Origin of the sequence: Geomonas sp. RF6 (assembly GCF_021044625.1) — a bacterium.
In the GTDB taxonomy this organism is placed as follows: Bacteria; Desulfobacterota; Desulfuromonadia; order Geobacterales; family Geobacteraceae; genus RF6.
On sequence record NZ_CP087999.1, the window covers coordinates 3646337 to 3666038 of the forward strand.

The 19702-nt window shown below is 61.6% G+C and carries 15 protein-coding genes; 9 read left to right on the plus strand and 6 right to left on the minus strand.

Annotated features, from left to right (window positions below):
* Positions 1–10: 10 nt before the first annotated feature.
* The 5 genes from LPW11_RS15665 to LPW11_RS15685 form a co-directional block, all read right to left on the minus strand.
* Entirely contained in the window at positions 11–1057 is a 1047-nt protein-coding gene (locus LPW11_RS15665) for a GNAT family N-acetyltransferase (protein ID WP_230994809.1), read from the minus strand.
* A gap of 123 nt (positions 1058–1180) precedes the next feature.
* Complete coding sequence (locus tag LPW11_RS15670) at positions 1181–1486, minus strand: hypothetical protein (protein ID WP_230994810.1); 306 nt, start codon at positions 1484–1486, stop codon at positions 1181–1183.
* A 261-nt stretch (positions 1487–1747) separates the two neighbouring features.
* Positions 1748–4252, minus strand: coding sequence for a CHASE2 domain-containing protein (locus tag LPW11_RS15675; RefSeq protein WP_230994811.1), 2505 nt, complete (start codon positions 4250–4252; stop codon positions 1748–1750).
* Positions 4253–4266: 14 nt separating this feature from the next.
* Complete coding sequence (locus tag LPW11_RS15680; protein WP_230994812.1) at positions 4267–4866, minus strand: OmpA family protein; 600 nt, start codon at positions 4864–4866, stop codon at positions 4267–4269.
* Positions 4867–4916: 50 nt separating this feature from the next.
* Positions 4917–5363 carry a FecR family protein gene (locus LPW11_RS15685; protein ID WP_230994813.1) on the minus strand — a complete coding sequence of 149 codons (447 nt, stop codon included), beginning with the start codon at positions 5361–5363 and terminating at the stop codon, positions 4917–4919.
* A gap of 310 nt (positions 5364–5673) precedes the next feature.
* Between LPW11_RS15685 and LPW11_RS15690 the strand changes: the two genes are divergently transcribed.
* Both LPW11_RS15690 and LPW11_RS15695 read left to right on the plus strand, forming a co-directional pair.
* Positions 5674–6357: an NAD-dependent epimerase/dehydratase family protein gene (locus LPW11_RS15690; protein WP_230994814.1), complete on the plus strand. Its 684-nt coding sequence runs from the start codon at positions 5674–5676 to the stop codon at positions 6355–6357.
* Positions 6358–6421: 64 nt separating this feature from the next.
* Positions 6422–7573: a DegT/DnrJ/EryC1/StrS family aminotransferase gene (locus LPW11_RS15695; protein ID WP_230994815.1), complete on the plus strand. Its 1152-nt coding sequence runs from the start codon at positions 6422–6424 to the stop codon at positions 7571–7573.
* 264 nt (positions 7574–7837) lie between these two features.
* On the opposite strand, the gene LPW11_RS15700 is transcribed toward LPW11_RS15695, so the two are convergent.
* Positions 7838–9931 carry a fused MFS/spermidine synthase gene (locus LPW11_RS15700; protein WP_230994816.1) on the minus strand — a complete coding sequence of 698 codons (2094 nt, stop codon included), beginning with the start codon at positions 9929–9931 and terminating at the stop codon, positions 7838–7840.
* A gap of 162 nt (positions 9932–10093) precedes the next feature.
* Between LPW11_RS15700 and LPW11_RS15705 the strand changes: the two genes are divergently transcribed.
* From LPW11_RS15705 to LPW11_RS15735, 7 genes are all read left to right on the plus strand, one after another.
* Positions 10094–10885: an ADP-ribosylglycohydrolase family protein gene (locus LPW11_RS15705; protein ID WP_230994817.1), complete on the plus strand. Its 792-nt coding sequence runs from the start codon at positions 10094–10096 to the stop codon at positions 10883–10885.
* Between the two features lie 561 nt (positions 10886–11446).
* Entirely contained in the window at positions 11447–12835 is a 1389-nt protein-coding gene (locus LPW11_RS15710) for a cytochrome-c peroxidase (RefSeq protein WP_230994818.1), read from the plus strand.
* A gap of 252 nt (positions 12836–13087) precedes the next feature.
* Positions 13088–13690 carry a response regulator transcription factor gene (locus LPW11_RS15715; protein WP_230994819.1) on the plus strand — a complete coding sequence of 201 codons (603 nt, stop codon included), beginning with the start codon at positions 13088–13090 and terminating at the stop codon, positions 13688–13690.
* Positions 13691–14084: 394 nt separating this feature from the next.
* Complete coding sequence (locus LPW11_RS15720; RefSeq protein ID WP_230994820.1) at positions 14085–15572, plus strand: GumC family protein; 1488 nt, start codon at positions 14085–14087, stop codon at positions 15570–15572.
* 265 nt (positions 15573–15837) lie between these two features.
* A complete protein-coding gene (locus tag LPW11_RS15725) occupies positions 15838–16596 on the plus strand; it encodes a CpsD/CapB family tyrosine-protein kinase (protein ID WP_230994821.1) in 759 nt (252 codons plus the stop codon).
* 257 nt (positions 16597–16853) lie between these two features.
* The gene (locus LPW11_RS15730) at positions 16854–18764 is read left to right on the plus strand and encodes a nucleoside-diphosphate sugar epimerase/dehydratase (RefSeq protein WP_230994822.1); all 1911 of its coding nucleotides are present in this window, start codon (positions 16854–16856) and stop codon (positions 18762–18764) included.
* Complete coding sequence (locus LPW11_RS15735; RefSeq protein WP_230994823.1) at positions 18758–19687, plus strand: MraY family glycosyltransferase; 930 nt, start codon at positions 18758–18760, stop codon at positions 19685–19687. The genes LPW11_RS15730 and LPW11_RS15735 overlap by 7 nt, the downstream gene beginning before the upstream one ends.
* Positions 19688–19702: the final 15 nt, after the last annotated feature.

Consider the following 19702-nt stretch of genomic DNA (forward strand, 5'->3'; position numbering starts at 1 on the left):
AGCTTCCCCTTCACCCGAGGTGACGGTAGAGCCATTCCCCTTCCATCTGCAGCAAAGCCTTCGGCATGATGCGATTGGCGCGGTTGAGCAGGCGCCGCCCGAGGCTTCCCTCGGTGCCGACTTTCCCCATCTTCGGATAGTAGTAGTAGGACAACGGATGCCGCTTCGCCCCCCACCGCTCCTTGAACTCGATGAGGGTCGGGTTGTCGAGGGACGACCTGCCGAAGTCAAAGCAGGCGGCACCCTCGCTGAGGCCGATCTTCATGACCTCCCAGATCAGCGCCTGGTTGCTGGATAGGTGCAGGTAGTTTTCGTCGGTTGCGCTGTACTCGTAGGTGAAGGTCTCCTTGAACCTGAGAGTGAAGGCGCCGGCCACGACCTTTCCCTGGTACTCCAGCAACGGGACGAAGAGGAGGTTTTTGGGAACCAGTTCCTGATACATGGTGCAGAAGAATTTGAACGGGTGCGGAGGCAATCCGTGCTTTCTCCTGATGTTTATGTGCAGTGCGTAGAAGCTTTTGAGGTCCTCGACGGAGTTCGCGAGGCGCAGCCTGAACCCGTTTTTCTCGGCCCTGCGGATGCGCTGGCGAATGCTCGTCGGGTGGAACGCCCGCAAAAGCCCTGATTCCCCGATAGTGAGGTCGAGAAGGTGGGTAACGTACCCGTTGTGATGCACCAGGAACTCGGGCGTTTCCGGCAAAGGGTCCCTGGACTTCAGTTCGAAGTACTCTATTTCCGGATGGTTCTTCAGGTTGTGGTGCACCACCTCCGCGATGGCTGCCGCCGGCATCAGCGGCGGAGAATAGGACGTGAAAGGGAGCGATACCAGTCGATTTCCGGTCAACCTGCTCTGCACCAGCATCGATGGATACACGCCGTGAAACTCTCCGGAGCGGCTGTGCGCAAGGGCCAGGTAAAGGGGACGGTACCCGTAGGTCGTCTCCAGCACCTTCCGCCATGCCGAGTGGTGGTAGATGGTTCCTTCGGGATGTGCCAGGACGAACTCATCCCACTTTCCCTCTTCTTTACTGCCTACCTCTCTGATCTCGAAACTCATTGTAGTCATACCTCGTGATTCTGTGCCGATCTGTGGTGCCGACACTCCTGAAACCGTCATGAGGTCTGCGCACCCGCAGATCGGTGCCTGTTGCGAATCTTGCTGGTCTGGACTAGCGGGAGATCAGGCGGAGAATCGGGGGGGTATGAAAATGTCTTTGAAGGGAGACTGCGGACAGAGGGACGCGGCGACCTTGGGAGTTGCCGTCGTACTGTGGGGGTGGGAAACGGTGTATCCGGACGGGCAGTGTTCCGCACAGCAGCCATCGTAGCTGTCGGTATCGACGTCGCCGACTTTCTCTGTATCAGAGTATTCTGCGAGAGAGTAGGTGGTCGACGAGGTCCACGAGACATTGTCAACGCTTGCAAGGCAAAGCGGAGGCAAAAGAAGATAGATTGCTACTATGAGGGTGGCTACGATCCGTTTCATTGTATGTGCGACCCTCTACTGCGTACCGGGAACAGAAGGTATTTGTACAAGTTGGGATGCGGAGCGTTTTCAGCCTCGCACCTGCAGTTCTTGCAACAGCTAATGTAATTCTATCAATGTGTCCTCGGCACGCAAGAACAGCTTCTGCACAAACAGATAACGGTGAGACTGTATCAGATTCAGGTGGGACTAGAGCTATACAGCTAGCTTGGCTGGCGGCCTGAGCCGCCATAGTCTTTGCGCTAAAGGCGCTGGCACCCTTCACACGGCGATCCTGAATTCGGCGCCGTCACCGGCATTGCGCGCCGTCAGGCTTCCTCCCATGTTCTTTTCTATGATCGTCTTCGCCATATAAAGCCCGATCCCCGTCCCCATGTCAGGCCCCTTGGTGGTAAAGTACGGGTCGAAGATCTTCGGAAGAACTTCTGCTGCTATCCCCCCGGCGTTGTCCGAGATGGTCACGATGCAGTGCCCCTTCTCCTCGCTGACGGTGATCCTGATGAGCCGCCCCCGCGGCGGCGAGTTTTCGAAGGCGTCGCGACTGTTCAGAAGAATGTTCAGCAGGACCTGGCAATACTCGTTCGGGTAACCCGGGATCAGGCACTCCGCGGGTGCGAGGAGCTCCACCTCGATCCCCATGCTCTTCAAGGTCGGGTCGATCAGCGACAGGGTCTTCTGTACCGATTCAACCACGTTGAAAAGCTTCTTTTCCTTGTCCCTCATGAAATAGTTTCTGAAGTCGTCGATCGTCTTCGACATGTGCATGATAATGCCCATCGCCTGGTCGACGGTCCCCTTCAGGCGCTCCCGGCTGAACTCGGTGCCATGGATGATCAGTAACTCCTGCACAACAAGTCCCAATGTGTTCAGTGGCTGTCTCCACTGGTGCGCGATGTTGCTGATCATCTCACCCATCGCCGCCTGACGCCCCTGGAGTATGAGGATCTGGTCCTTTTGCCGCATGTCGCCGATTGCCTCCTCTATGCGCGCCTCCAGATCGGCGTTCAGCTCCTCGAGCTCGTGCTGCTTCTCCGCGAGCGCCTGCTCCGTCTCCTTCTTCTCCGTCACGTCGCGGGCGATGCCCAGCAGTGCGACTATCGCTCCTGCATCGTCGCGCAGGGGGACCATGTGGGTGTCGAACCACACCTGACGGCTCTTCATGCGCACCGCCTGAAACTCGATGTTGCCGGCCCCCTCCCGGAAGGCGTCGGCCACCGTGCGCAGAAACCGGTCGCGGTGCGACTTCCTGATGAAGGGGAGTATCTCCCGCCCCAGCAGGGCCTTCGCGGCGACCCCGTAGCGCTCGACCGCATCGCTTATAAAAAGGAAGTTGCAGGAGCGGTCGAGGCTGAAAATGATGTCCGGCACCGCCTTTATGATGGAGGCCAGGTTCTTTTCGCTCTCCTTCAGGAGAACAAGGGCGCGGTCAGCCACCTTCCGCGCCACGAGCTCTACCTTCCACCCCTTCGCGATGGTGAGGGTGGCAAAGTTGAGGATAATGAGGACGGTCGGCAGCAACGGCGAGAATAGATATCCCTCCTCTTCGAAGATGAACCCCATGCCGAGCCAGGTCGCCATGAGTATCGCCAGCGAGATGGAGCCGCTCGCGATAACGCCGGAATTTGCGACGGCAAGGGCGGTCCCTGCCGCGGCGATCGCCCCCACGAGGATCTCCCACAGCAAGAAGTTGCTGGTGCGAACCGGTTGCCGCCCGCTTAACAGGTTGTCCAGCACCTGGGCGTGGATCTCAACATGGGTGCGGATTTTTCCCGCAAAGGTCTGATACGTCGGCTCCAGTCCCGCGGCCGACGAGCCGACTACCACGATTTTTTTCCGGAGCGTTTCCGGTGGGATTTCATCCCGCAGCAGCGCCTCGGCAGAAATGCTCGGGCGGGGGGCGCTCCGCGCGTGGAAGCGCACGATCATGTTCCCCTGGCTGTCCACCCTGATCGATCTCGACCCGACCTTGAGGGTCATGCTGTCGCTGCTTCCCCTCTGCACGATCTCGAGCTGGCGGCTCCCCTGGTACTGCATCAGCGCCGCCAGCTCCAGAGAGGGATAGATGTGCTCCCCGTACTTGATGAGCATCGGCACGCGACGCAGGATGCCGTCGGAATCGGGCGCGGCATTGAGAAAGCCGGACCGCTTTACCGCACCGGAGAAGAGGGGATGGTTGCACACGACGTCGTCAGCCTGGAAAAGCTCAGGCTTCCTCCCGAACAGTTTCGGCGATTTGACCCAGACGATGGGGGGAGGGTGCAGCTCGCACCGCCCCGGAGTTACCTCCCCCCTGTCGAAGAGGAACTCGTAGCCGAGGACGGTATGCCCCTTTGCCAGGGTGTTCGCCAGTGTCTGATCGTTTCCGGGGGAGATGGTGGTGGAGGCGCGGAGTTCATGGCTGGGCGCCTGGATTTCCCCCTGGCGCAGCGGTGAATTCCGCTCCGTTTCCGCGAGGATGATATCCAGTGCGATCGTGCGGGCTCCCGCTCCCTCCAGCTTGTCCAGAAGTTGCGCCAGGAGCGCACGGGACCAGGGCCATTGCCCGTACCGTTCGAGGCTGCTTTCATCGATGTCCACGATCTCGACGGATTCCTGCGACGGCTGGGCATCGGCCAGGAGCATGATCAGGTCAGTGGTCCTGTTTTCGGTGGGGACGATAAAGGAGGGGCGGGCCAGGTACACGACGCTGGTGAGGGCAGTTACCAGGAGGGCGACAAGGAGCAGGAACCTGGTGATGCGCCCTTTGCTGTAGAACGGTTCCGGCATATCGACTCATCCCATTATCTGACGACGACCTCCGTTGCGCGGTTCTTCTGCTCCCACACGTCGTCCCCGGTAGGGATCAGGAGCCCCTTCTCGCCGTACCATGTCATGGTGATGGTCTTCGGGTCGACCCCGCGGCCGACCAGGAGCTGTTCTACCGTCACCGCCCTTTTATGCGCCAGATCGAGGTTGTACTCCTTCGTCCCCAGCGTGTCGGAATGTCCGACGATGGAGATGAAGCCGGAGCGTCGGTCACCGATGGCTGCGACAATCTGGGGGAGGAGCTGCACCGACTCCGGGGCGAGGTCCGTATCTTCCCTGAAGTGGAGGAGGAAGTGGAGCGGCCGCGGCGGCTCCATGGAGAGAGCTTCGGAAAACATCTTCTCCAGACGATCCTTTTTGACTGGGAGAGGCGCCGATGGCGCATGCGCTTCGTCGGCTACAGTCGTCGCCCGGTACGGGGCATCGATGGCGACCCTTCCCCCCTTGTTGGTCACCGTCAGCCTCCCGGTCCCCCCGGCGGGATCGGGGACGAGAGCCACGAGGGTGTTTTGGGCGCAACTGCAGGTGAGGAGGACCAGAAGAAACAGCAGTGTGCCCGGTATGATCGTGCGCATGGATCACCCAATCCTGTGCGGCGCCCCGTGAGGCGCGACCTTTTTCTGTATCAGCCGACCCTGATGAGGACATGCGTCCCGCGGACGCCGACGGTGCCCTGCGGTGTCATGATCTGTACGAGGCTGGGGGCGAGCTTCGCAATTCTTCCGGATATGAAGGACACCGTGCCCCGGAAGATCCTGGTAACGAGAGAGAGCCTTCCCTGCTCCGGGTGAAAAATGAACTCCTCGATGGCGATCCTGCTCCTCGGGCCGAGCGAGATCATCGTATCATCCTCGAGGACCAGTCCGGCTTTGCCGTCGGAGGCGGTCTCCACCACATCTCCGCGGTACAGTTTGTCGTTCTGTGAAACCCCGATCGCGCTCCCCCCTCTCATGACGAGGACCTTTCCTGCGGCGGACTTCACGACGCCTATCGGGAGTGCAGTTGCGCCGAAGGTCGAGGTGTCCCCCCACAAAACTGCGGCAAGGACGATGATCAGCAATTGTGGTTTCATATGAGACACCTCGTGGTAACGCCTAAGGAACATTATAACAAAGTGAGCCTTTACGGCTTTTTTTCATGCTGCAACCACTTGATTTTTCGGCGAAGAGGAGGGCGGATCGCCCCCCCCCCCCCGGCGTCGGAGCGCCTCTATCTTTCGATATGGAACACCTCGATCTTTCGACTTGCACACCCGCGGCGATAACGTCTTCTGATTAATCATCCGAGACGGGTACTATTCTGTGGCAGCAAAAGGAGTCCCCACATGAGTAGAGTATTCGTGACTGGTGGTATGGGTTTCGTCGGCTCCCACGTGGTAAGCGGTGCTGCTGCGCGATACCCTCTTTGCCTTCAACCCGGACTACGTCATCCACCTCGCCGCCGTGCCGCCGGCGCCCACTTCCATGGAGGCGCCGGAGGAGGCTTTCCGAGCGATCGTGCGCGGCACGAACAACACGCTGATGTGCATCAAGGACCTCCCCGATCTGCAGAGGTACGTGCATATTTCCTCCAGCATGGTCTATGGCGACTTCGTGTATGCGCCCGCCGACGAGGAGCACCCGAAGGCGCCGAAGGAGATCTACGGCGCGTACAAGTACTGCACCGAGGTCATTACCCGGACCTTCTGTCCGCTGTACGGGATAGACTACGCCATCGTGCGGCCGACCGCGATCTACGGCCCGTCCGACGGCAACGACCACGTGCTGGCGAACTTCCTGAGAAACGCCCTTGACGGCAAGCCGATCGTCGTGAAGGGAGCAGATCTCCGTTTCGACTTCACCTTTGTGGAGGACGTGGCGCAGGGGATCACCCGCGCGACCTTTGCCCCGGAAGCCTCCTCGCATGTCTTCAACATCGCCAGGGGAGAAGGGCGTACCCTTTCGGAGGCGGCACAAATCGTCGCGGACCTCGTACCGGGAACGGAAATCGAGTACCGGCAGCCGGACCGGCGCCTGCCGGTCCGCGGCGCCCTCGACATTACCAATGCCCGCACCCTCCTCGGATAGGTCCCCCGATACGACCTGGAGTCCGGGATCGAGAAGTACCACCGGTTTTTCGTGGAGAATGCCTATGACGCCCATACCCTTCTTCGCACTGGACCGCCAGTTTGCAGCGCACCGGCAGGAGATCATGACCCGTATCGAGCTGGTGCTGGCGAGTGGGAAGGTTTTGCAGGGAGAGCCGGTTACTGAGCTGGAGGAAAAGGTCGCCTCCCTATGCGGGAGGAGGTACGGGGTGGCGCTCGGGAGTTGCACGGACGCCCTGGCCTTTGCCCTCACAGCCTGCGGGGTGGGGGAGGGGGATGAGGTGCTGGTGACCGCCTTCTCCTTCATCGCCTCCGCATCGTGCATAGCGAGGGTGGGGGCGGTTCCCGTCTTTGTGGATATAGATCCCCATTACTACATGATGGATCTGCGCGATGCGGCGTCGAGGGTGACGCCGCGGACCAGGTGTCTGATCGCGGTCCATCTTTTCGGGCAGTGCCTCGACATGAACGAGGTCGAGCGCTTTGCCTCCACCCATGGCCTTCGCGTCATAGAAGATGCCGCGCAATCGTTCGGCAGCTCCTTTGCCGGGAGGAGAGCGGGAAGCATGGGGGATGCGAGCTGCATCAGCTTCGACCCGACGAAAGTGATAGGTGCCTTCGGCAGCGGCGGGATGCTCCTCACCGACTCCCCCGACATTGCAGCCACAGCCACCCCCCTGAGGTACCACGGGAAGAATATGAAAAGCGGGGCGTTCGAGATGGTGGGGTACAACAGCCAGATGCCCTCGGAGCACGCTTCGCTTCTCAGCCTGAAGGTCGATCTGCTGGGGGATTGGATCAAGAAGCGGGAAGAGGTCGCGGCACGCTACCTGGAGGGGCTGGCAGGGATTCCGGGGGTGGGGTTGCCGAAGCGCCGCCCCGGCTCCACGCACAACTGGCACAAGTTTGTCATCCGTTCCGGAGAAAGAGGGGCGCTCCGGGAATTTCTCCGGAAGGAGGGAATCGAGACGATGGTGCATTACCCCACGCCGCTGGACCGGGTGGCACCGCTTCGCACGGAAGGGTCGGCCAGCGTGGGAGCTCAGCGCGCCGCGGACGAAGTCCTCTCCCTACCGATATACCCCGAGCTGCGGGAAGATGAGGTAAGCCGCATCATCAACACCATCAGGGCCTTTTTCTCGGGAGGTGGCGAAACCACCGCCGCAAGCGGCGGCATTCGCCTAATCGGGGTCTGAAGACGAGCGGGGTCAGGCTTTGCATTTGGGGATTCGTCTGGAATCGGCAAATGCAAAGCCACACCATGCATCCGGGTCTTCGGCACCATCAGGCAACTCATTGCCTGGAATGCTGTGGAACCACCGCCGGGAGGCTTCTTCCGGCGGCAACATTCGGTTGATCGGGGGCTCATTCGGTAAAGAGAGCGGGGTGAGGCTTTGCATCTCGCTATAGATTCGCAAATCCCAAAATGCAAAGCCTGACCCCGCGTTATTGACCCGGCGTCACCATTTCAAAATCTGCCACAGGCTCACGAAGTCGTCGGTCCATTCTCTCGTGAGTCTCTTTTCACCCCCGCGCGCGGCGATCCTGGAGATTACTTCTTCCTGCTCCAGGAATTCCCGGTTAGCGGTCACTATCATCCAGGTCGCCTCCAGCCCCCCCGCATCATCCTTCCATGAGTTCACCTTTACAGCCTGAAGGCCCATCTGCCGTGCATGCGTCACTACCACCGGAACCAGATCGAGGAAGTGGTTCGTCACGTGGATCAGGAGCAGTCCGTCCCTCTTCAGATGGCGGCGGTAGATCTCCACACACTCGCGGGTCAGGAGGTGGACCGGAATGGAGTCGCTCGTGAAGGCGTCGACCAGCAGTACGTCGAACTCCTGCCCCCCCGCGCCGGCAAGTTCCGACTCCAGCACGATGCGCGCGTCGCCGGGGACCGTTTCCACCTTCGCCCCGGAGTCGCGCAGGAAGGTGAAGTGCCTGTCGGCAAAGGCTATGACGTCGTTGTTGATCTCGTAGAAGCGGAAGGTGTCGCCACCCTTCCCGTATGCCGCCAGCGTCCCGGTGCCAAGGCCGATGACCCCGACCCGGAGGGAGCGTGAAGCGGCGCCCCGGCGACGGTTCGGATGATAGCGCAGGGCGAGCCCCGCGCCGCTTGAGGGTGTGTAGTAGCTGGTGGGAGTGGTCCGGAGCGCTGCATCGGTGTACTGGAAGCCGTGGGAGACTCTGCCGTTCAGCAGAAGACGCACCGGACCGCGGCGGTCGCTCCAGGTGACGACCCTGAGAACGCCGTAGAAGCTTCGGCTGTGCGCCACGGTGCCGCTGTCGAGAACCGAAAGGTGGTATGCGGTGAAGCCGGCAAAGGCGAGGACGACGGCTGCGGCGCAGGCGGTGCGCCAAGGGCGTGAGCGGCTCAGAATCCCCTCGCGACGGTACGCGCAGGCCAGCACCGCGGCAGATACCGTAAATACGATCGGGAGCTCCCAGAAGCCGTCGAAAGCAACGGGGGCGAGGAGGGCGACAAAGATGCCGCCGATGACCCCGCCGGCGGACATGATGAGATAGTATGCCGTGAGCTTCTCCGCGTGCGGGCGCGACCGGGCGAGCTCACCGTGGCAGGCCATGCAGCAGGCGAAGAGGGCTCCCAGGAAGACGAGGAGCTGGACCGGCAACGGTGTGCCGACCCTGGCGTGCAGGACGGCGCAGGCGGGGATGGCGGAGCCGACAAAAAGGACTCCCCACCAGGTGCGATGGTACGCGCGGTCGCTGTTGAAGCAGATGATGAAGGTGGTCAGGTAGAGGGTGAGGGGGGCGATCCACAGAAAGGGGACGACCGCCACCTCCTGGCAGATCTGGTTCGTGGTGGCAAGAAGCGCGGCCGAGCCGCAGGCGGAGAGCATGAGCCATAGAACGATCAATCCTGCCGGAACCGAGGCGTCACTTTCAGAAAGGGCGCCCCGCTCATGTGCCGGGTCTTCGGCGTTCACCTCTCCCCTTTCCGCCCCGGCGGCCGGAGGGGAGAGGTGGCGCGCGGCGCACCAGGCGCAGCACAGGACGAAAACGAAGAAGGCCCAGCTCCAGACAGATACCTGCTCGCGAAGCGCAAGGTGTGGCTCCACCACGAAAGGGTACGTTACCAGCGCCAGGAGTGAGGCGGCATTGGAAAGTGCGTAAAGGCGGTACGGGGATTTTTCGGGATAGTCGCGCACGAACCAGTGCTGCAGGAGAGGAGCGGTAGCGGAAAGGACGAGATAAGGCACCCCGATGTTGGCCAGCAGCAGCAACAGGATCTCCCAGGCCGGAAAGTCTGCCGAGACCTTCTTCCACAGAGCCGCCGACGGGGCGATCGGCAAAAAGGGAAGAGCTGCAAAAAGGAGGACGAGGTGGGTGATACTCTGCTTTTTCGGGAGCGCCGTGGTGACTGCATGTGCATAGCCGTAGCCGATGAGGAGCATGGCCTGGAAGAAGAGCATGCAGGTCGTCCACACGGCGGGGCTCCCCCCGAACCACGGCAGGATGTACCTCCCGATCAGGGGCTCGACCTGAAAGAGGAGAAACGAACTGAGAAAGACGGTGACGAGGTACGCAGCCATCGAGTCTCCGGAGCGTGGAGCCATTGGACCAGATAAAACTATAGTGACCTGTCACTTTTTGGCAATCGGGAGTTGAGAGCCCACACAGGCGGCGCAGAAAGAGCATTGGGGGGGGCGGTACGGGTGCTACAATCGCTGTATTCCGGAAAAAGGGGGGGATCGATGATCGGCGCGTTGACCGGGGACATCATAGGCTCCATCTACGAGTGGCAGAACATAAAGACGACCGACTTTCCTCTCTTCGGGGATGCATGCCGCTTCACCGATGACTCGGTACTCACCGTCGCGCTGGCGGATGCGCTCCTCAGCGGCAAGGGCTACGAGACACTCCTGCGCGCGTACTACCATCGCTACCCGGATGCGGGGTACGGGGGGACCTTTCGCCGGTGGGCCACCGGCCATATCGACGGGGCGTACAACAGCTGGGGCAACGGGGCGGCCATGAGGATCAGCCCTGTGGCATGGGCATTCGATTCGCTGGAGGAGGTGCTTGCCTGCGCCGAAGCATGTACTGTCATCACCCACAGCCATCCCGAAGGGGTAAAAGGGGCACAGGCCACGGCCTCCGCGATCTTTCTGGCACGCAGCGGCAGTTCAAGGGAGGAGATCAGGAGGCATATCTCCGCCACCTTCCGCTACGACCTTTCCCGCACCTGCGAGATGATCCGCCCCGCGTACCGCTTCGACGTCTCCTGCCAGGGGACGGTTCCCGAGGCGATCATCGCCTTTCTTGATTCCAGCGACTTTGAAAGCGCGATCCGGCTCGCCATTTCCCTGGGAGGGGATTCCGACACCCTTGCCTGCATCACCGGCAGTATCGCCGAGGCGTTTTACGGTGGCGTGCCGCCGGAGATTGCCGGCAAGACCCTTGCCCTTCTCACCGAGGAGCTTCGGGATGTGACGCTCCGTTTCGCCACGAAATTCATGGGCTTCGGCCGTGGTGGACAGATCTGACCCGTACTTGTTCTTGAACTCCAGCAGAGGAAACATGATATTGTGCCCGAATAAAAGGAGCCGAAGGTGCGTACTTTTTGTTTAACCGTTAGAGCCCGATCCCTGTGGCAGTGCCGTCTGCCTGTTCAACACTTTTACAACCTGTAAACGTACCGCCGCAGCATATCTTGCCGACCTCCTGGTTCCGGAGCTTCTTTACCGCGTGTTCCGCTTGATTCCCCCTCTTTTTCCTGCCATCTGCAGCGCATCACCTCACCTCCTCACAGTCCAGATTCCGCATCCGTTGCCTCAACTCTGTGGGCACGGTGCGTGCTACCTTGTGCGTGGCGAGGCACCCTCTCAAAGCGGCGCTTTCCTTCCTGCACGAGGTACCTAATGGTAAAGAGCATCGAGAAGCTTCACCTGATAGTGGAACATTTTTTCGTATGCTGCTGTCCCGATACCCTTCTCCCTGTCTGTCGAAGCAGGGGGCCTCCGTTAGTTGAGAGAGGCACGCGGATGGAGTCATGCCGCATCCACTACAACAGGATCGCAAGACGCACTTGCATCCGAGGAGGAACCATGAAGGCGAAAGGATTACTGGCAGTCGTGCCGCTGCTTCTTCTTGCTGTAACAGCAGGTGCCGTGGAACTCTCCCCGCTGGAGACTCTTGGCAAGAAGCTTTTCTTTGACCCGTCACTCTCCAACCCGCCGGGACAGTCGTGCGCCGAGTGTCACGACCCCGCCGTCGGCTGGACCGGTCCCGATGCGGCACTTAACGCAGGCGGAGCGGTGTACGAGGGGGTGGTTCACACCCGGTTCGGCAACCGCAAGCCCCCTACCTCTGCGTATGCCGGGTTCACCCCGATCCTGCACCAGTGTGGCGGGATCGGCGACATGGGTATGTGTGGCAGCATGGGAGGCGGCGTGGGTGGAGGAATGGGGGGCGGCATGGGCGGCATGGAGCCCGGTTCCTTTGTCGGCGGCATTTTCTGGGATGGGCGTGCTACAGGCTGGACCCTCGGCGATCCGGTCGCGGAGCAGGCCATGGGACCGTTCCTCAATCCGCTGGAGCAGAACAATCCGAACGCGAAGCACGTGTGCCTCAATGTGATGAGGACGGAATACGCGCCGCTCTTTGAGGAGGTGTGGGGAGCGGGATCGCTTGACTGCGTGAAGGACGTTAACGGCACCTACGAGAGGATCGCCCGCTCCATCGCGGCCTACGAGCGGTCGGCGGAGGTAAGCCCGTTCAGCTCCAGGTTCGACATCTTTTGGAAGAATACCGAGACGCTGAGGCCGCCGGTACGGATGATCAACAGCATGAACAAGAGCAGGTTCGCCAATCGCGGCCTGAGCGACCTCGAGCTGCAGGGGCTGGTGATTTTCAACACGAAGGGGAACTGCTCGAGCTGCCATTTTCTCCAGCCGATGCACGGCAGCCGCTTCCCGCTTTTCACAGACTTCCGGTACCACAACCTCGGCGTGCCGAAGAACCCGGCCAACCCCTTCGACGGTATGCCGCCGAAGTGGAATCCTGACGGCGTGGAATGGATCGACAAGGGGCTCGGGGGCTTCCTCGCCAAAACAGCAGGGATGACCGACAGCAGCGGCGCTGCCAGGGACTTCACTGCATTTGCAGCCGAAAACATGGGGAAGCAGAGGACGCCGACCCTGCGCAACGTCGACAAGAGGATCTCCTCCGACTTCATCAAGGCATACGCGCACAACGGGTACTTCAAGAGCCTCGATGACATCATCGACTTCTACAACCTGAGGGACGTGCTGCCGCAGTGCAACGTGGCGAACCCGCCCCTGCTCCCTTCCGGAGAGCCGTCGTGCTTCCCCCCCCCGGAGGTGGCCGAGAATATCGACACCAACGACCTCGGGGACCTGAAGCTCACCTCTGCAGAGGTGGCGGCGCTCGTCGCCTTCCTGCAGACCCTCTCCGACGGGTACGAGGAGAAGTAGCAGGAGATCGCGAAATATGATCAGTGACGCATTGAGAGCCCGGGCCGCCCCCGGGGCTTTTTTGTGCCTGGAAATGCGGGGGAGGGGGGCGGAAGGCGCCGGTTCCCTTGACACTTCGCGCCGTTACAGCTTAAATTTTATTGGCATATGTTAATTTTTCGACGCAGTCGCTGCAGCCGACGCAGTCGCAGAGATAGTCGCACCAGTGCAGGGGCGGCGTGGAGAGTTACCCGCCACGGGGCAATAAAAAAAATGAACATACTGATAAAACTTGAGAGTCGCCTCATAGCTGAGGCTCTCAGGGCTCTTCTCGAAGCTGAAGATGCAGAAGACGTCTTTCGCATCGACGATGGTGCGCTACAGGCAGCCTTCACCCCCGACGTCATCATCATCGATTCCAGGAACCTCGGCAGCGACCTGCCATGGCCTGAGGCAAAGCTGATCCTCCTCGACACCGGTCTGCCGCAGGACGACGTCATCACCCTCTTTCTCCTGCACAAGCCCGCCGGCATCCTCTCCACAGACGCAGATGCGGAGCTGGCGAAAAAGGCTCTGAAACTCGTCTACGAAGGGCAGATCTGGATAGACAACAGCAGCCTCAAGTCTGTCCTCTTCACTGCCGGGAGCGTTTTCCAAACAAACAAGCTGAAGAAGGTCAGCGCCCGCGAGCAGGAAATCCTGGAGCAGGTGAGCTTTGGCAAAAAGAACAAGGAGATCGCCGACCTCTTGTGCATCAGCGAGCAGACCGTGAAGTCCCACCTGAGTCGCATCTTCAAGAAGTTCAACGTCTCCACCAGGCATCAGCTCATGTCGCAGCTCGTCAGCGCCGGCGAAAAATGCCCGGACCTCCTCTGACCGCAACTGGGACAGTCCCGCAACGATCCACCCCTCCCGAACGCCACCAAATCCACCACCGTCAACCTGTCCACGCAGCACCGGGTACCCGAGCCCCGAGCCCGACGGGAGTCCCCTTTCCACCTGTCTCCCTCTCCCGCTGCACCCAAAGGTATTAATACCCCGGTGCGACTAAAAACCACCCTGCAGGTTCAAGATTATCAATAGTTTGGGTCATACCCCCCCTCCATGTCGTCAGCGATAATTGGTCCGACGGCGGGGTTACCCCGCATGTCTCGCGTCAATTTCATCGAGGCGGACCCCCTCTCAGGTCGGTTTCGCCCCTATCTCGGCGGCTAAACCACCGCCCAAGCCACTTTCAGAAGTGAAGCGTTACGCAGGAGAGAGTGCCGTCATGGAAAAAAGCTCCATCTGCCAGCACAGCCATACCCGCAGCCTCAGGGAGCTGCTGACCGTCCTTTTCAAGCACAAGTGGCAAATGCTGACGGTCCTTCTTGCCGTCGTCGGCACAGTCATGATCGTCACCTTCTTCCGCTCCCCCATCTACGAGGGGAAGTCGAGCGTTCTGGTGAAGATCGGCCGTGAGTACCTGAACAACCCCGGCGTCGGCGACAACAAGGCGATCATGTCGCTAAACCAGGAGGAGCTCATCAACTCCGAGATCGAGATCCTGACTCAGCCAGACCTCATCAGGAAGGTCATCGTCCAGCTCAGGGCGGAGCACCTCGATCCGCAACTTTCCGCGGGCCCGGCGGCAGCTCCCCCGAGCGAGGAGGCGATCGCCTCTTTCAGGAGGGGGCTCAACGTGGAGGGGATAAAGAAGTCTAACGTGATCCTCGTGTCCTTCCGGCACAAGGATCCCCGGGTCGCCGCGAGAGGGGTGAACCTTCTCGTGCAGTACTACACCGAAAAGCACCTCCAGGTCTTCAGCGATCCGAAGTCCGCCTTCCTGGAGCAGCAGCTCGCGATGTACGAGCAGAAGCTCAGCCAGTCGGAGAACACCCTCCAGGACTTCAAAAGGAAAAACAGCGTCTTCTCCCTCGACGAGCAGCGCACTCTCCTTTTGAAGCAAAGGACCGATCTCGATACCTCCTGGAAGTACGCGCAGGACGCGGTCCAGGAGCTGAAGCGAAAGATCGGGACACTCTCCGGACAGATGCACGGTGTGTCCAGCAAGAGCGGGCTCTACACCAATTCCGAGCGGGACAGCATCATCGTGCAGGCGAAGAGCAACCTTCTCGCGCTGCAGCTGAAGGAACGGGAGCTCCTGAAGAAGTACACGGAGAAGAACCCGCTGGTGGAGGAGGTGCGCAACGACATCCGCATGGTGCAGGGCTTTATGCGCGAGCAGGAGGCGGACATAAGCAGCAAGGTGAAGACGGGGAACGCGGTGTACCAGCATGTGGAGATAGAGCTCATGAAGGCGCAGTCCGAGCTGAGCTCGCAGTCGGCGAGGGCGGCGGCGCTGGGGCAGCAGCTTGCGCAGGTGGACCAGGAGATCCGCGCCCTCGACCTGAACGAGAAGGAGACCCAGAGGCTGAAGCGGGAGCGGGCGGTCGATGAGAAGAACTACCAGGCGTATCGGGACCGGACAGAGGCGGCGAGGATCTCCGACAACATGAACAGGCTGCAGCTCGCCGACATCAGCGTGATCCAGAAGGCGACGGTGCCGTCGAAGCCGGTGAAGCCGAAGAAGGCGCTGAATTTGGTCCTGGCAGTCATGCTGGGGGGGATCTGCGCCCTCGGACTCGCCTTCTTCTCCGAGTACACCTCCCAGAGCTTCTCCTTTCCGGAGGACGCCGCGGAAAAGCTCGGCATCCCGCTCCTGGCGACGATCACCTACACCGGGGAGAACTGGCGACCCTGCAGAGATATATCCTGAGCGCCGGTCCCGTCACCCTTTGCGGGGGGAGGCGTTGAGGGGACGCTGGCGGCGCGCTGGAGCACAGGCTTCCCAGCCTGTAGCCGCGGCGCCAGCCGCGCGGTGTGTGGCGGCTGCGCCGCCATCGCAGGCAAGATGCCTGCGCTCCAGCGCGCTGGCACCCGGATCCTTGTAGCGACCATCCCCCGGAGTTCCCGGATGAACCCGCCTAAGGGAAGGGGGGAGCTGGCAGGCTGACTTTCCGAGATCCAAAAAAGGGGCAGAGATGACGAAGATGAAGCAGGCACTGAAGAGGGCTGAACCCGCAGCAGGCGAGGAAAAAGGGGGCTTTCTCTTCCTGTACCGCGGCGAGGTTGCCGCGGAAACCATTCCCACCCCTTCACCGTTACGCGACGCGGGTGGAGAAAAATTGCTGCAGCAGGAGATGTTCACCCTGTACCGCAGCGTGGAGAACCTCCTTCCCGACCGTCCGCAGAAAACGCTCCAGTTCATCGGTTCTCACGAAGGAGCAGGGGTTTCCACGGTCGTCCGCATCTTTGCGAGGACCGCTGCCGAGCGGCTGGGGAAGAGCGTCCTGATACTGGACGCCGCGCATCACAACCCGACCCAGCACCTGCATTTCGACCTGGTGCAGGGGGAGAGCTGGATCGACGTCGTGCAAAGCGGAGGGTGCGCCGAGAAGGCATGCCACCAGGTCGGAACCTCGACCCTCTTTCTCTCCCCCGCGTCGCTTCAGCCGGCCGTCACCCTCGAAATCCCGGCGGTGACGAACTTCCTCGACGAGCTGAAGGGGTCCTTTCACTACATCCTGATCGACTCCTCCCCGGTGGGGAACTCTCCCGACACCCTGGCGCTTTCCGGGGAGGTGGACGGCGTCATCCTCGTCTTTGAAGCCGACCGCACCCGCTGGCCCGTGGCACTTGCGCTGAAGGAGCAGACGGAGCGAAACGGCGGCAGGGTGCTCGGCATGATCTTTAACAAGCGCCGGCACCACATACCGGACTTTCTCTACCGGAGGCTGTAACCGGGCCGCTTGTGCCGCTACACGCTTCTCTCTCAGGAACGGCTCATCTGCGAATCCCTGGGAGCCAGCGTCAGAAAGGTTCCCCTCCCTTGACGGGAGGGGGACAGGGGGTGGGTGAAGCTGCTATCTGGCTGAAGTGGTGGTACCTTCCCCCCCACCCTGTCCCTCCCCCGCAAGGGGGGAGGGGAGGTCCGACCGACTCTCCCCGGAATTCCCGGATGAGCCTCAGGAAAGGAGGGGCAAAAGGGGGTTTTGAAATGGCAGAAGTATGGGAAATCTTCCGCGCCGTCATGGCGGATTCACGAAAGAGAAGGCGCGCCGCCATCGCCGGCGACATCGTACTGGTGGCCTTCTCCTATTACCTTGCGTTCCTGATCCGTTTCGAGATGGAGCTCTCCGCCCGCACACTCTACACCATCCTTTCAAGCTGCCCGGTGGTGATCCTCTGCAGGATGGCGAGCAACTGGTACTTCGGCCTGTACCGCGGCGTCTGGCGCTTCGCCAGCATGAACGAGCTCCTTTCCATAATAAAAGCGGCCTCGGCGAGCTCCCTTCTGGTGGTCCTCGTCTTCTACATGGCGAACGGCTTCGCAGGGTACCCGCGCTCGATTTTTCTCATCGATTGGCTCCTGATCGTCGTCCTCCTCGGGGGGAGCCGCTTCGCGGTCCGCTTCTGCCGGGAGCTCGCTCCTGTTGCCGGCCGGACCGGGAAGAGGGTCCTCGTGGTCGGGGCGGGGGACGCCGGCGACATCATCGTCCGCGAGATGCTGAGAAACCGGGAGCTGAGCTACCACCCGGTGGGATTTGTGGACGACGACCCGGCAAAGATAGGCTCCACGGTGCACGGCATAGAGGTACTCGGGGACGTGGCGAGCCTCGAGACGATCGCGGCTCACATCACCCTCGACGAGATCGTCATCGCCATCCCCACCGCCACCGCGGTCCAGATGGAAAGGATCGGCGCGGCGTGCGAGCGCTGCGGCGTGCCGTACAAGACGCTGCCGGGGATCGGCGAGATCATCGACGGGAAGATCAGCATCTCCGCCTTGCGGGAGGTGGACTACCACGACCTCCTGGGGCGCCCCCACGTCGAGCTCGACGCCGGGGGGATCTCGGAGTACGTCACCGGGCGCACCGTCCTTGTCACCGGCTGTGGCGGTTCCATAGGGTCGGAGCTCTGCCGCCAGCTCGTACGCTTCTCGCCGCGCCTCCTGGTGCTGGTGGACGCCAGCGAGGAGAACCTCTACTCGCTGCAGATGGATCTGCAGCACCAGATGAACTTCCACTCGTACCGGCCGTTCCTGTGCAAGGTGCAGAACCACCGGCTGATAAACGAGATCTTCAAGGCGCACCTCCCGGAGGTCGTGTTCCACGCCGCGGCGTACAAGCACGTCCCCATGATGGAGCTCAATCCCTGGGAGGCGGTATTTAACAATATCGTGGGGAGCCAGGTCGTGATGGAGGCCGCGGTGCGGCACGGGGCGAAGCGCTTCGTGCTCGTCTCCACCGACAAGGCGGTCCGCCCGACGAACGTCATGGGGGCGAGCAAGAGGGTTACCGAGATGCTCCTGGAGAGCCACAGCGGCGGCGGCACCCGTCTGGTGGCGGTGCGCTTCGGAAACGTGGTCGGCTCCTCCGGCTCCGTCGTCCCCCTCTTCAGGCGCCAGATCGAGCATGGCGGGCCGGTGACCGTGACCCATCCGGAGGTGACCCGCTACTTCATGACCATCAACGAGGCGGCCCAACTCGTCCTCCAGGCAGGGGGGCTGGGAAACGGCGGTGAGATCTTCGTGCTCGACATGGGGGAGCCGGTGAAGATCCTGGAGATGGCGAAGGAGCTGATCCGCCTCTCAGGGAAGGATCCGGAGCACGATATCGAGATCGTCCTCACCGGACTCCGCGAGGGGGAGAAGCTCTACGAGGAGTGCATCTGCGAGGGAGAGGACATCGTGCGCACCATGCACCAGAAGATCCTCGTTTTGGAGAGCACCAGAAACGGCACGAGCTTTTTCAGCAGGCGCCGTCTTGAGAGGCAGGTGGCGCAGCTGCAGGAGGCGGCCATCAGGATGGACGGCGGGGCGATCCGCAGGATGCTGCGGGAGATCGTCCCCGAGTACACGCCGCAGGAGGGGACCGTCCTCCCCGAGGCACGGGAGGGACGATGCTAGGCGCTCCCGGTGTTTTTTCCTCCTTCGCTCTCGGAGTCGTCGCCGCCTTTATCCTGACTCCCGCCGCCGTCCTCCTCGCCAGGAAGAAGGGGCTTTGCGACTCCCCCGATGCCGAGGGGCTGAAGATACACCGCGGCGCCATGCCGGTGATCGGCGGGTGTGCGGTATTTCTCGCGCTCGCCGGGGCGCTCCTCCCCCTCTTCGTGAGGGAGGGGGGGGCGCCGAGGGGGCTCGCGGTCATCGCGGGGTGCGCCCTCTTCCTCGTCGTCCTCGGAGTAGTAGACGACCTGCACGAGCTTTCCCCCGGGATCCGCTTCCTGGGGCACCTCATGGTGGGGGTCGCCCTCTCCCTTGGCGGGGTAAGGATCGGGAGTCTTCCGGGGGAGGCGCTGAACGTCGCCTGCACCGTCGTCGTGGTGGTGGGACTCATCAACGCGCTGAACCTCCTCGACGGGATGGACGGCCTCGCCTCCGGCGTCGCGTCCGTCTCCTCCCTCGGGTTTCTCGGGCTCTTCATGCTCCAGCAGAATCCGTACGGGGTCGTGGCGGCGGCGCTTCTCGGGGCGCTTCTCGGCTTTCTCCCCTACAACGTCCACCCCGCCCGGATCTTTCTCGGGGACAACGGGAGCACACTCATCGGCTTTCTCCTCGCGGTGCTGGCGATATCCGTCTCTTCCGGGCCTTCCGTGGCACCGCTTTTCGCTTCCCTTGCCATCGTCTCGGTCCCGGTCTTTGACACCGGGTGGGCCATCGTGCGCAGGGTCCGGGGGGGGCGGAGCCTCTTCATCGGGGACCGGGAGCACTTCTACGACAGGCTGCTGAGACGGGGACTGACCCAGAGGCAGGTCGCCGCCGTCGGCTACGGGCTTTCCTTCGCAGGGAGCATCGCCGGATGGAGCCTCTACCTGCTGTGCGCCCCCTAGGCGCGCGGCAAAGGA